Genomic DNA, 13,363 nt, shown 5'->3' with positions numbered 1-13,363 from the left:
GTACTAATTTTTAGGGTTATTAATGAAATTTGCCACAAGAATACTGCTACCAATCTTAGTGTTGATCGTGCCTACCATCATGGCCAATCCACTGAATATATATACCGAAGAATGGTCACCGATCAGCTTTTCTGTTGATGGTAAACCCGATGGTTTAGCTGTACAGGTCGTACAAGAAATTCAAAAACGCATCAAGAACCAAGACCCAATTAAGGTTGTGCCATGGGCTCGAGGTTGGAAAATGCTGACCGAGCAACCTAATACTGTGTTATTCACTATGACACGCACGACAGAAAGAGAGCAGATGTTTACTATGATTGGCCCAGTTGCAATTGGGACGACTAATTTTTATGCTCTAAAAAACAGTGGGATAAAAATTACCAGTTTAGAGGATGCGAAGTCAGCCAAAGCGATTGGCGTTTACCGTGCCTCAGTTGAAGAGCGAATACTCCTCGAACAAGGGTTTACCAATATTGCAGCGTCTTCTACTCCGCTTTTAAGCGCTAAGCAGCTCATAAAACACCGTATCGATCTCTGGTGTAATGCTAATTTAACAGCACCAAGCATACTTACGGAGGCGGGTGCCAGTATTGATGATGTTGAATCCCTTTTTACGATTAGTGCTAACCATCTATACATTGCTTTTTCTCGCGGCACCGCCAATGAAGTGATAGAACAATGGAAAAATAGCCTAGTAGCGATAAAAGCAGATGGCACTTTCAAAACGATTTATCATGCTTGGCTCCCCATGGATGAACCGCCCATGCAAACCGAACGGATAGGACCAGCCCACTAACCACTAAATTCAACTATTCTACACTCTATATCTCTTTTACTATCACGTTCAAATCGTCCCTTAGAAAGGACACTTACAAATCCAATCGATACGCTCGCCTGTTATTGGATGGTCGAAGGCTAGGCGAGTCGCATGCAGCATTAACCTTGTATGATGTAGAGCATAATCGTTGTCTGTTATCTTCTCACCTACCCCAGCATACAGATCACACCCCAAAATCGAGTGTCCCAATTGCTGACTGTGGATCCTAAGTTGATGAGTGCGGCCAGAAACGGGGGTAAATTCTACCCGAGTAGCAAAAGGTTCCGGTAATCGTTCAAGCACCCGATATTCGCTGATCGCAAGCTTACCTGTGCTGTGGCAAATTTTTTGTAGCGGGAAATTGTCGACATCTTTAGCGATCGGCAGATTAATCACCCCACTGTCGTCAGTGAGATGCCCATGGAGTAATGCGGTATAGCGCTTCTCAACCGTGCGCGCCTGAAACTGTTTTGTCAGCAAACCATTAACCGTTTTATTCAGTGCCACCAGCATGATGCCAGAAGTGCCAAAATCGAGTCTGTGTAGTAGCGTGGCCGTCGGAAAATCCTGCACTAAACGATAATGCACTGAGTCGAGATTCAGCGGATTCTTCCCCGATAAACTCAATAATCCGCTCGGCTTATCAATCAGCAGAATATCGCTATCTTGATAGAGCACACGTATTTGCCCGAGGCAAGGCGGCGCAATAAAAGTATCGACTTGGGTAATGCTATCTTCGGGATCGGACATCGTTTTCTCAGACAACTAAAAGGGAAATTCAGTGAGCAAAATATTCAAAAACGGAACCATAAAGTAAAACCGCAATGGGCCTAAATGATAAGGCCGTATAACCTCGGTTATACGGCCTTATTAAATGACATCAACAGTAATGCTTATTCAGCTAATACGCGTTGATGCAATTCTTGCACTGATGTCACATTGGTACGGTCATCAGCAGCATGGGCCATACAGGTGGCAAATGCAGCATTCATGGTCGTCGTGTAGTTCACTTTGTAACGCAGTGCACCGCGGCGCAATTGACGAGAGTCTTCAATCGCTTGACGACCTTCAGTGGTGTTGACGATATAAGTGTATTCACCGTTCTTGATGCGATCGAGAATGTGTGGACGACCTTCATGTACCTTGTTCACTAAACGTGGGTTAATGCCCGCTTCACCCAGAATAATGGCTGTACCATGGGTCGCATCGATTTGGTAACCGAGCTCAATTAACTTAGCCGCTAAATCAGCAACGCGTTTCTTATCGCTGTTTCGCACAGACAATAATGCACGGCCCGACTTAGGCACCTCTGCTGTGGCACCTAACTGCGCCTTAGCATAAGCTTCGGCGAAGGTATCACCCACGCCCATCACTTCACCGGTAGAGCGCATTTCTGGGCCTAACAGTGGATCAACACCTGGGAACTTGTTAAAGGGCAACACCACTTCTTTCACTGAATAGAAAGGTGGGATCACTTCTTTAGTGAAGTTTTGCGACTTCAAGCTTTGCCCTGCCATCACGCGCGCCGCGATCTTAGCTAAAGGCACGCCCGTTGCTTTCGACACGAATGGCACAGTACGGGCTGCGCGTGGGTTAACTTCAATCATATAGATTTCGTTATCTTTCACGGCAAACTGTACGTTCATTAGGCCAACGACACCAAGTTCCATTGCTAACTTGCCGACTTGCACGCGCATGCGATCTTGGATTTCTTGGCTTAAAGTGTATGGCGGTAAGGAACAGCCTGAGTCACCGGAGTGAACCCCAGCTTGCTCGATATGCTCCATGATGGCGCCGATAACTACAGTTTCACCGTCACAGACTGCGTCGATATCCACTTCGATCGCATCATCTAAGAAGTGGTCTAACAGTACTGGCGATGCGTTAGATACGCTTACGGCTTCGTTAAAGTAGCGCAGTAAGTCCTGTTGGTCGTAAACGATTTCCATCGCACGGCCACCCAGAACATAGGATGGACGCACCACCAGCGGATAACCGATACGCTCAGCGGCAATCACTGCACCTTCAACTGTGGTCACGGTATCGTTTTCAGGTTGCTTCATCTCTAAGCGTTGAATCGCCTGCTGGAAACGCTCACGGTCTTCAGCGCGATCAATCGCATCTGGGCTAGTACCAATAATTGGCACACCAGCGGCCTCAAGGGCGCGAGCCAGTTTCAGCGGCGTTTGGCCACCGTACTGCACGATAACGCCTTTTGGCTTCTCGATACGGACGATTTCTAATACGTCTTCTAGAGTGACGGGCTCGAAGTACAGACGATCTGAGGTGTCGTAGTCGGTTGAAACGGTTTCAGGGTTACAGTTGACCATGATAGTTTCATAACCGTCTTCACGCAGTGCTAATGCCGCATGCACACAACAGTAATCGAATTCGATACCTTGACCGATACGGTTTGGACCACCACCTAATACCATGATTTTTTCACGATCAGAGGGATTGGCTTCACACTCTTCCTCATAGGTCGAGTACATATAGGCCGTGTCAGTCGCAAACTCGGCCGCACAGGTATCTACACGTTTGTAGACAGGATGCAGGTCGAATTTATCACGCAGCTTACGCACTTCAGCTTCATTCACCCCTAATACATCGGCTAAACGCGCATCGGCAAAGCCTTTACGTTTCAGCTTACGCAGTAAATCATAATCCAGCCCCGCCAAACCCGCCTCGGCAACAACGCCTTCGAGTTTAATCAGTTCTTCAATTTGCACGAGGAACCAAGGGTCGATATTGGTCAGACGGAAGATTTCATCAAGGCCAAGACCCGCACGCATCGCATCGGCAATGTACCAAATACGGTCACAACCGGGTTCTTTTAGCTCGAGGCGAATACGTGACATCGCTTCAGGTTTAGACATATCAGTGATAGGGTCTAAACCGTTACGGCTAACCTCTAAACCGCGCAAGGCTTTTTGCAATGACTCTTGGAAAGTACGGCCGATGGCCATCACTTCACCCACAGATTTCATCTGTGTGGTTAAGCGGTCATTCGCGCCGGCAAACTTTTCAAAGTTAAAGCGTGGCACTTTAGTCACAACGTAATCGATAGCAGGCTCGAATGACGCTGGCGTGCGACCGCCCGTAATGTCATTCATCAGCTCATCAAGGGTGAAACCGACTGCTAACTTCGCGGCGATTTTTGCAATCGGGAATCCCGTGGCTTTCGATGCCAGCGCAGATGAGCGCGATACCCTTGGGTTCATCTCGATGATCACCATACGGCCATCGATTGGGTTAATACCAAACTGTACGTTTGAACCGCCCGTTTCAACACCGATCTCACGCAGTACGGCCATAGAGGCGTTACGCATGATTTGGTATTCTTTGTCTGTCAGAGTTTGCGCGGGTGCAACTGTGATAGAGTCGCCGGTGTGCACGCCCATAGGATCGAAGTTTTCGATAGAACAGACGATGATGCAGTTGTCGTTACGATCACGAACCACTTCCATCTCGTATTCTTTCCAACCGATTAAGCTCTCATCGATTAGCAGCTCTTTGGTTGGCGATAAATCTAACCCTTGAGAACAGATTTCTTCAAACTCTTCCTTGTTGTAGGCAATACCACCACCCGAGCCACCCATAGTGAATGAAGGACGGATAATACAAGGGAAACCGACTTGCTCGAGCACACCGTAGGCTTCTTCCATGCTGTGGGCGATACCCGCACGTGGACACTCTAAGCCAATGCTCTTCATGGCTTTGTCGAAACGGCTACGATCTTCGGCTTTATCAATCGCATCGGCAGTCGCGCCAATCATTTCAACATTAAATTCCGCTAAAACACCTTTGGCTTCGAGTTCTAATGCGCAGTTCAGTGCGGTTTGGCCGCCCATGGTTGGCAGAATCGCGTCAGGGCGTTCTTTGGCGATAATATTGCGGACCACTTCCCAGTGAATTGGCTCGATATAAGTCGCATCGGCCATTTCAGGGTCGGTCATAATAGTGGCAGGGTTAGAGTTCACTAGAATGACGCGGTAACCTTCTTCACGCAGTGCTTTACAGGCTTGGGCGCCTGAATAGTCAAACTCACATGCCTGACCAATGACAATCGGGCCTGCACCTAGGATAAGAATACTCTTTATATCTGTACGTTTTGGCATTGCTTCTCTCTTCTCCTAGCTTGCGTATTACTTAGCGTTCTGACGGTATATGTCGATTAGATCGATAAAGTGATCGAACAGCGGGGCGGCATCGTTCGGACCAGGGCTCGCTTCAGGGTGACCTTGGAAGCTGAACGCAGGTTTGTCCGTCAGATGAATACCTTGCAGTGAACCATCAAATAGCGACTTATGGGTCACTTTAATGTTGGCGGGTAAAGTCGTTTCATCGGCAGCAAAACCATGGTTTTGGCTAGTGATCATCACGTTACCTTGCTCGATATTGCTCACAGGATGATTTGCACCGTGGTGACCAAACTTCATCTTTAAGGTTTTTGCACCCGAGGCCAGCGCGAGTAGCTGATGACCTAAACAGATACCGAAAATTGGCGTGTCGGTTTTCAGGATCTGCTGAATCGCTTCAATCGCGTAATCACATGGCTCTGGATCGCCAGGGCCATTCGAGAGGAATACGCCATCTGGGTTCATCGCTAACACTTCTGCGGCAGAGGTTTTAGCAGGAACCACGGTGACGTCGCAGCCGCGATCCACCAACATACGCAAAATGTTTTGCTTAACGCCGTAGTCGTAGGCTACTACTTTGTATTTAAGCTCATTTGCTGGCGTATCTTCAGGTAAGCCGCCCACTAAACGCCAGCTACCTTTACGCCATGGATAGGCAGTTTTAGTCGTGACTTCTTTAGCGAGATCCATACCCTTTAAACCGGGGAAAGCTTTGGCAGCGTCAAGGGCTTTTGCTTCGTCTAAGTCTGCACCAGCCATAATACAACCGGCTTGGGCACCTTTTTCACGGAGAATACGCGTTAACTTGCGGGTATCGATATCTGCTATGCCAACGACATTGTTCGCTTTGAGATAATCACTTAAGCTTTGTTGATTGCGGAAACTACTTGCGATGAGTGGAAGATCGCGAATGATAAGACCACAAGCGTGAACCCCATAGGATTCTATATCTTCATTATTGGTACCAGTATTACCAATGTGGGGGTAGGTTAATGTTACAATCTGGCGTGAGTAGGATGGATCAGTTAGAATTTCTTGGTAACCTGTCATGGAAGTGTTAAAAACAACTTCACCAACAGAGAGTCCATCGGCACCAATTGCTGTGCCAGTGAATACGGTTCCATCTTCGAGTACGAGTAAGGCAGACTTTGTCAACGCGACCTCCATAAAGAGCCAAGCCACTGAAATATAATGTTTTTATGCTGTTTTAAGATACCAATTTCCGCTGTTTTACGAAATTTTGACAAATTCCAGCGAGTTTACAGGAAAAACGCGAAACCGTCCACCCATTGGTAACTGGGTGCAAAAAAAAACGCCATATCGGCGTTTTTTAATATGAATTAATTCAAACCTAAAACCTGCTGCATATCATACAAGCCCGGTTTTTGCTCCACGACCCAACGGGCTGCGCGCATGGCACCGTTAGCAAAGGTCATACGACTCGACGCCTTATGGGTGATCTCTAAACGCTCACCGATATCGGCAAACATCGCAGTATGCTCACCCACTAAGTCGCCAGCACGAATGGTCGCAAAACCGATAGTCTCACGATCACGTTCACCGGTAATTCCTTCGCGGCCATACACTGCACATTTCTCCAGATCGCGACCTAAGGTTTTAGCAATCACCTCACCCATTTTCAGAGCTGTACCCGATGGCGCATCTTTTTTATGTCTGTGATGACCTTCGATTATTTCGATATCGGTATAATCGCCCATGACCTCTGCGGCCAGTTCAAGCAATTTCCACATTAGGTTGACACCGACTGACATATTTGGCGCCATGACTACAGGTGTTTGCTCGGCAAAGGCATTAATCTGTATTTTTTGAGCTTGATTGAAACCCGTTGTGCCGATCACCATGGCTTTCTTATGGCGAACACACCAATCTAAATGGACAATACTGGCGTCTGGTGCGGTGAAATCAATCAGTACATCAAAGTCATCAGTCGCATAATCAAGCGAATCCATAATGATGACATTCAACTTACCCACGCCCGCCAACTCACCCGCATCGATACCCACTAGACTTGAGCCTGCACGTTCTATTGCCGCGCCCAGAAGAATGTGCTCTTGATGGTAAGCCGCCTCAATAAGAGTGCGTCCCATGCGACCACCCGCACCGACGATTGCAACTCTCACTTGTCCACCCATTTCACTCTCCTCAAACTGGTTCATCTATCCCATAAGAAAACGCCTAAGACAGGCTTAGGCGTTTCAATCACATTAGACGATGTCTAACAACTCAACTTCAAACACTAAGGTCGAGTACGGAGGAATTGATGCGCCTGCACCACGCTCACCGTAAGCTAAATGGTGTGGAACATATAACTTTAACTTAGTGCCTACAGGCATTAGTTGCAGTGCTTCAGTCCAGCCAGCGATTACGCCAGAGACTGGGAACTCAGCCGGTTGGCCACGTACCACTGAGCTATCGAACACATCACCATTGATGAAAGAACCATGGTAATGAGTACGCACTGTGTCTTCGTAAGTAGGTTTCGCGCCACTACCTTGGACTAATACTTCATATTGCAGACCAGAGTCAGTCACGGTTACGCCTTCACGCTTAGCGTTTTGCGCTAAAAACGCTTCGCCTTCTGCAGACGCAGCTGCAGCAGCTTGCTCTTGAGCAGCTTGAATTCGACCGCTGATTTCAGTGAAGGCAACTTGCAAGTCCTGCATAGATACTGCACTTTCTAAACCGGCAAACGCATCGGCTAAACCTGCTTGAACGGCAGGGATATCCACACCATCAAAAGAATTAGCGGCCAGTTGCTCACCCATTTGACGGCCTACGCCGTAGCTTGCTTGCTGTTCAACAGTACTGAATTTATCAGACATAATTAACGACTCTCAATTATCAGTGGAATTTTGCGCGCCAGTTTAGCATAGTTCGAAGGCTTATGCTGATAAACTGACTGCTTATTTAACTTTCTGGGCTAACTCATTATAGAAATTGTCTATTATTGTTATTTAGGTGCAACACACTGGTTTTTAACATTGACCTTTGCGCTTTGATATAGCGGTTGCATTTGGCTTTGAAGTTGTTGCAACTGAGCAATACGGTTGCTGTTTGATGGATGAGTCGATAACAATTCAATACCTTGGCTTCCTCCCGCTTTCGACATATTTTGCCATAGTTCAACACTTTGTGCGGGATCAAAACCTGCACGCGCCATCAACTCTACCCCCATCACATCGGCTTCACTTTCTTGGGCTCTACCAAAGGGCAAAATAACCCCAACTTGGGCACCCAACCCCAGAGCTGACATATACAAGTCACGATTCGACACTCCACTCGCCCCCAACGCTGCATCGGCTATTTGCATGCCAACGCCCGTTAACTGCCCACGGGACACCTGTTCGTTCCCATGTTGCGCCAGTACATGGGCAACTTCGTGACCAATAACAGTGGCAAGCTGATCAGGACCATTAGCGACTTTAAGTAATCCGGTATAAACACCGATATGGCCTCCCGGCAAGGCAAACGCGTTGACTTGTTCAGAGTCAAACAATACTACATCCCAGCGTTGGGTCTGATCTGGCAATACCGCCGTAATGCGGCTAGCCACACAATTAACATATTGTGTCAGCTTTTTATCGTTACTCACCTTCAGTTGCTTTTTCATCTCTTCAAAAGAGGCATCACCCATCTGCTGCATTTGCGCTGATGAATACAACAGAGTCTGACCCCTTCCTGTTGGCGATTTTGTGGTTGCACAGGCCGATAATCCGAGCATGACAGTGATCACCATCAAGCTTAATCGTTTTGATTTCATGTAGAACTCTCCCAAATCCTTTGATCACATGACGAAGTCTTTTCAGGACTCTGCGAATGAAATGATTTTACTGAGATAAGGCCGATAAGCCAAATGGGATTAGCGTTTACCTTTAAACTCGCTAGCCTTGTGCTTATTTATGCTACGGCGGTTGGCCTGTTTATCCCGCGGTGGCCGCTTACGTTCAACCTTACCATCACTGGCTTGTTCACTCGGCTTATCTGTTACCGGAAAATCAGCCAATAATGTCAGCGGTAACGCTCGCTCGGTTAAACCGCGAATCGTTGTTAAGGTTGCCATTTCACCATGGCATACAAGGGAAATCGCCAGCCCTTTGGTGCCCGCTCTCGCAGTACGGCCGATTCGATGTACATACACAGGCGCACTCATGGGCAAATCAAGATTGACCACCACAGGCAAGGCATCGATATGAATGCCGCGCGCCATCAAATCTGTCGCCACTAATATTTGAATGCGTTTGGCTTTAAAGTCGGCCAAGGTTTGGCTGCGCACCGTTTGATCTTTCTCACCGTGTAGTGCAGCGACTTTCATCCCCGCTTTTGCGAGCCGTTTAGCGACCGCATCAGCATCATCACGGGCGCTAATAAACACCAGCACCTGCGGCCATTGATATTGTTTTAGCAGGGCAATCAATGCCTGTGTTTTACTGCCCTTATTCACCAAATAGAGCTGTTCTTCAATATGGGGGACGACTGAATTAGCCTTGTGGGCTTGAACGCGTAATGGATCATTGATCAGCAATTGACTCGCCAATGTATTCAAAGCCTCGGGCAGCGTGGCTGAAAAAAGTAAGGTTTGCTTATGTTTGGGCATCAACGCAATCAACTTTTGCACATCAGGCCAGAAACCCATTTCCAATAGACGGTCTGCCTCATCCAAAACAAGGTGCTTTATCGAGTCGAGGGTAATGTGGGATTGCTTACATAAATCCAGTATACGCCCAGGGGTTGCCACTAAAATCTGAGGCCGCTCTGCAAGCTCAATTAATTGATTATCGATGTCCACGCCACCGCAAAGGGTTTGAATTTTCATCGCCCCTGACAAAGGCTGCGCCACAGCTTGCAGTGCCAGGGTCACTTGTTGCGCTAACTCTCTTGTTGGCACGAGTACCAATGCTTGAGCCGTTATCAGTGCTTGAGCCTGCTGCTCTAAAACCGACTGCAATAAGGGCAAACCAAATGCTAAGGTCTTGCCACTCCCCGTTTGCGCCAACGCTAACACATCACGCCCCGCTAATATGGCAGGAATAGCCAATTGCTGTACCAGAGTAGGACACTGCAGCATCGCAGGTAATGCCTTAATCAAGGCCGAATTTAAGCCAAGTTTGGTAAAAGTGAGTGACTCAGAGGATGACGAAAATTCGGAGAAGGTCATGACAACACCGGATAAAAACATGGGAGCGAAAGTCTACTGAGTGTCACCTAATAATACCAATTTAGTTTAAGGGCACTTGTTTAGAGGAACTTATTTAAAAGAACGTGTTTAAGCGTTTTTACGTAAACCTTTTTTGCCTAAGGCATTATTTAAGCACAGATATAATAAGCTTTCCCCTATTCTCACTCTCACCGCACTATTTTGATCTATGCATTTTGACCGTTTCGCGGAAACACTGTAACCACTTGTAAATAAAATAATAAAAGTAAACTCAAAGGCGTACAGTCCTTCCACTAAAAACGTCAACATAAAAGACGTTAGTAATATGTTAACTATAAAAATAAGTTATAAAAATCAAAATAAAACAAAAATACAGCAATTTACTCTGGAAAATAAAAATATCACCGATACTTTGCCTAATACATTAAATTGGGTGTATGTTAGAGTCAGATTGAAAGGATAATCCATTATCAGTGCCAAGGAGGCTCTATGAGTACTGTCATTCCACGTACCGTCACTTCCCCTAAAAAATTTATTATCGGCAAGGGCCTATTAGCTCAAATGCATGATTATGTTAAGGACTTTGGTGACAATGCTTTTATCATCTGCGATGAATTTATCCTCAGCCGCGTGAAGAATGAAGCGGTCGCTGGGCTAGATCAAAATGGGATCAGCAGCCACCTCGAACAATTCAACTATGAGTGCAGCGAAGCCGAGATAAAGCGCTTAGGCGCGCTGGCAGAGCAGCATCATACCAACGTCATTGTTGGAGTTGGTGGTGGAAAAACCTTAGATGCCGCCAAAGCCGTCGCCTTCTATCAAAAACGGCCTGTCATCTTGTACCCTACAATTGCCTCAACCGATGCGCCTTGTACTGCACTTGCAGTGATCTACTCCGAAACCGGTGAGTTTGAACGCTATCTGTTTCTGCCACAGAACCCAGATGCTGTCGTTGCCGACACTGCTATTATCGCCGCGGCTCCGGCCCGATTTTTTGCGGCAGGCATAGGCGATGCACTGGCAACCTATTTTGAAGCTCGTGCCTGCTATCAATCGGATGGCGTCAACCTAGTCCTGAAAAAGCCTTCCCGCACAGGGCTGGGATTGGCCCAACTTTGTTATCAGTTACTGACTGAAAATGTTGAAGCTGCTATGGACGCAGTTAAAAACAAAATAGTCACACCTGCGCTAGAGCAAACCATTGAAGCCACCATCTATCTCAGTGGTGTTGGTGCAGAAGCAGGCGGGTTAGCCGCCGCCCATGCCGTAAATAATGGTATGTCAGCGGTGGCAGACTTACATAAAGCTCAGCACGGCGAGAAAGTCGTCTTTGGGCTGCTAACTCAGCTCGTGCTCGAAAATGCCCCCAAAGCCGAAATCGATAACGTTGTCCGCATTATCAAAACAGCGGGACTACCGCTCACTCTCGCAGATTTAGGGCTGAAAACCTTTATCGAGGCCGAGTGGCGCAAAGTGGCTGAGATAGCCTGTGCTGAGGGCGATACTATGGGCAATATGCCGATGAAATTAACCGCAGATGACGTCTATCAAGCCATGATAGCCACCAATGCCATGGCTGAACGCTATAAAACAGCTGAAGCTTGTTAACCGTAACAATATGACGTGTACACCGTAGGTAGCAACCATCTGATTTTATTAATTAATACTACTTGAATAGTTCCTGCTGCCACACGAGTTTACCGCTCATCCTAGGCTTCCTTGCCACATAATCAATGGCAAGGGAGTCCACAACAAACAAGACATTTCCACCCTCGATGCCAAAGCTGGCATTTACGCTCTATTTGTTAAACGCTTGGAGGCACATATGGCTTATGCAACAACCAATCCCTTTACGGGAAAGCTCATCAAAGAATTTCCAAATGCAACAGATACCGAAGTCACACAGGCGATAGAATCCGCCCATCAGGCATTTTTAAGCTGGCGAACCACTCCCTTTGCCGACAAGGCCGCAATACTATCTAAGGCAGCGAAGATCCTCAGAGACAACAAGTCCAAATACGCCAATCTACTGACCTTAGAAATGGGCAAGGTCACAGCAGAAGCCGAAGCTGAAGTTGAACTGTCGGCGCAAATTTTCGAATACTACGCCGAACATGCCGAGCGACTGCTGGCACCGCAAAAACTGCCGGTTGCCGATCCCGCCGAAGGTGAAGCGATACTGGTTAACGAACCGCTGGGTGTATTATTGGCTATCGAACCTTGGAACTTTCCCTACTACCAAATTGCGCGCATCTTAGCGCCGCAGCTTGCCGCCGGAAATACCTTACTACTCAAACATGCATCCAACGTGCCCCAGTGCGCAGCGGCCTTTGAAGGCTTAATGCGCGATGCCGGACTGCCCTCAGGTGCATTCCAAAATCTGTATGCCACCCGAGAGCAGATAGAACAGATCATCAATTCGCCCAAAGTGCATGGTGTTGCGCTCACGGGATCTGAAGATGCGGGATCGATCATTGCAGCTCTGGCGGGTAAGGCACTGAAAAAATCCACCCTAGAACTGGGTGGTGCAGATGCCTTTATCGTACTTGAAGATGCCGATCTGCCTAAAACCATCGACTGGGCAGTGTTTGGCCGTCACTGGAACGCGGGACAGGTCTGTACATCATCTAAGCGGATGATCTTAGTTGAAGCCATTTACGATGAATTTATGAAGGGCTATATCAAGGGGATCGAAGCACTAAAAGCGGGCGATCCTATGGACTCGGCCACTACGCTGGCACCACTGTCTTCCCAAGGCGCGGCCGATGAGTTGAAGCAAAAAATCCGTGATGCCGTAAAACACGGCGCAACCGCGACCGAAGTGGGTCCTAAAGTGCCGCAGCAAGGCGCCTTTGTACAGCCAACAATACTGACAAACCTGACGCCAGATAACCCCGCCTACTATTGGGAATTCTTCGGTCCTGTGTCCAGTATCCACAGAGTAAAAGATGAGCAAGCGGCGATTGCCATCGCTAATGACTCGCCTTTTGGATTGGGTGGCTCAGTGTTTACCGCCGATACCCAACGCGGGCTCGCGGTCGCTAAGCAGGTTTCCACAGGCATGATGTTTGTCAATCATCCAACTATGGTCAAGGCCGACTTACCCTTTGGTGGGGTTCGCCGCTCAGGTTATGGCCGCGAGTTGATCGATTTAGGATTGAAAGAGTTTGTAAACCACAAGCTGATTAATGTGGTTGATATCAACGCACCTTTCTAAACGCTTAGAAAATA

General features: G+C 47.5%; 10 protein-coding genes. 3 read left to right on the top strand and 7 right to left on the bottom strand.

Annotated elements, in window-relative coordinates; all coding sequences use genetic code 11:
• Window positions 1-22 precede the first annotated feature (22 nt).
• The gene (locus tag SPUTW3181_RS05180; RefSeq protein ID WP_011788381.1) at window positions 23-796 is read left to right on the top strand and encodes a substrate-binding periplasmic protein; all 774 of its coding nucleotides are present in this window, start codon (window positions 23-25) and stop codon (window positions 794-796) included.
• A gap of 60 nt (window positions 797-856) precedes the next feature.
• Here SPUTW3181_RS05180 and SPUTW3181_RS05175 read toward each other — a convergent pair whose 3' ends face one another.
• The 7 genes from SPUTW3181_RS05175 to SPUTW3181_RS05145 all read right to left on the bottom strand — a co-directional run bounded on the left by SPUTW3181_RS05175 (window position 857) and on the right by SPUTW3181_RS05145 (window position 10,132).
• The gene (locus tag SPUTW3181_RS05175) at window positions 857-1,567 is read right to left on the bottom strand and encodes an RluA family pseudouridine synthase (protein WP_011788380.1); all 711 of its coding nucleotides are present in this window, start codon (window positions 1,565-1,567) and stop codon (window positions 857-859) included.
• A gap of 143 nt (window positions 1,568-1,710) precedes the next feature.
• Window positions 1,711-4,935, bottom strand: coding sequence for a carbamoyl-phosphate synthase large subunit (gene carB / locus SPUTW3181_RS05170; RefSeq protein ID WP_011788379.1), 3,225 nt, complete (start codon window positions 4,933-4,935; stop codon window positions 1,711-1,713).
• Between the two features lie 27 nt (window positions 4,936-4,962).
• Window positions 4,963-6,123: a glutamine-hydrolyzing carbamoyl-phosphate synthase small subunit gene (gene carA, locus SPUTW3181_RS05165; RefSeq protein WP_011788378.1), complete on the bottom strand. Its 1,161-nt coding sequence runs from the start codon at window positions 6,121-6,123 to the stop codon at window positions 4,963-4,965.
• A 173-nt stretch (window positions 6,124-6,296) separates the two neighbouring features.
• The gene (dapB, locus tag SPUTW3181_RS05160; RefSeq protein ID WP_011788377.1) at window positions 6,297-7,109 is read right to left on the bottom strand and encodes a 4-hydroxy-tetrahydrodipicolinate reductase; all 813 of its coding nucleotides are present in this window, start codon (window positions 7,107-7,109) and stop codon (window positions 6,297-6,299) included.
• Between the two features lie 72 nt (window positions 7,110-7,181).
• A complete protein-coding gene (locus tag SPUTW3181_RS05155) occupies window positions 7,182-7,799 on the bottom strand; it encodes an FKBP-type peptidyl-prolyl cis-trans isomerase (protein WP_011788376.1) in 618 nt (205 codons plus the stop codon).
• Between the two features lie 128 nt (window positions 7,800-7,927).
• On the bottom strand, window positions 7,928-8,737 hold the full coding sequence (locus SPUTW3181_RS05150; RefSeq protein WP_011788375.1) for a M48 family metallopeptidase: 810 nt from the start codon (window positions 8,735-8,737) through the stop codon (window positions 7,928-7,930).
• Window positions 8,738-8,836: 99 nt separating this feature from the next.
• A complete protein-coding gene (locus SPUTW3181_RS05145; protein WP_041408332.1) occupies window positions 8,837-10,132 on the bottom strand; it encodes a DEAD/DEAH box helicase in 1,296 nt (431 codons plus the stop codon).
• A gap of 489 nt (window positions 10,133-10,621) precedes the next feature.
• Between SPUTW3181_RS05145 and SPUTW3181_RS05140 the strand changes: the two genes are divergently transcribed.
• Both SPUTW3181_RS05140 and SPUTW3181_RS05135 read left to right on the top strand, forming a co-directional pair.
• Window positions 10,622-11,740 (top strand): glycerol dehydrogenase, encoded by a 1,119-nt coding sequence (locus SPUTW3181_RS05140; protein ID WP_011788373.1) that lies wholly within the window; start codon window positions 10,622-10,624, stop codon window positions 11,738-11,740.
• A 217-nt stretch (window positions 11,741-11,957) separates the two neighbouring features.
• The gene (locus tag SPUTW3181_RS05135) at window positions 11,958-13,349 is read left to right on the top strand and encodes an NAD-dependent succinate-semialdehyde dehydrogenase (protein ID WP_011788372.1); all 1,392 of its coding nucleotides are present in this window, start codon (window positions 11,958-11,960) and stop codon (window positions 13,347-13,349) included.
• The last annotated feature ends 14 nt before the right edge of the window (window positions 13,350-13,363 follow it).

Source organism: Shewanella sp. W3-18-1, assembly GCF_000015185.1.
Taxonomy (GTDB): domain Bacteria; phylum Pseudomonadota; class Gammaproteobacteria; order Enterobacterales; family Shewanellaceae; genus Shewanella; species Shewanella putrefaciens.
This window is presented reverse-complemented; position numbering and strand designations above follow the sequence as displayed.

Bases quoted from the DNA above. Each gene is read 5' to 3' on its own strand.
- SPUTW3181_RS05180 (WP_011788381.1), top strand. From the start codon at position 23: ATGAAATTTGCCACAAGAATACTGCTACCAATCTTAGTGTTGATCGTG.
- SPUTW3181_RS05175 (WP_011788380.1), bottom strand. From the start codon at position 1,567: ATGTCCGATCCCGAAGATAGCATTACCCAAGTCGATACTTTTATTGCG.
- carB (WP_011788379.1), bottom strand. From the start codon at position 4,935: ATGCCAAAACGTACAGATATAAAGAGTATTCTTATCCTAGGTGCAGGC.
- carA (WP_011788378.1), bottom strand. From the start codon at position 6,123: ATGGAGGTCGCGTTGACAAAGTCTGCCTTACTCGTACTCGAAGATGGA.
- dapB (WP_011788377.1), bottom strand. From the start codon at position 7,109: ATGGGTGGACAAGTGAGAGTTGCAATCGTCGGTGCGGGTGGTCGCATG.
- SPUTW3181_RS05155 (WP_011788376.1), bottom strand. From the start codon at position 7,799: ATGTCTGATAAATTCAGTACTGTTGAACAGCAAGCAAGCTACGGCGTA.
- SPUTW3181_RS05150 (WP_011788375.1), bottom strand. From the start codon at position 8,737: ATGAAATCAAAACGATTAAGCTTGATGGTGATCACTGTCATGCTCGGA.
- SPUTW3181_RS05145 (WP_041408332.1), bottom strand. From the start codon at position 10,132: ATGACCTTCTCCGAATTTTCGTCATCCTCTGAGTCACTCACTTTTACC.
- SPUTW3181_RS05140 (WP_011788373.1), top strand. From the start codon at position 10,622: ATGAGTACTGTCATTCCACGTACCGTCACTTCCCCTAAAAAATTTATT.
- SPUTW3181_RS05135 (WP_011788372.1), top strand. From the start codon at position 11,958: ATGGCTTATGCAACAACCAATCCCTTTACGGGAAAGCTCATCAAAGAA.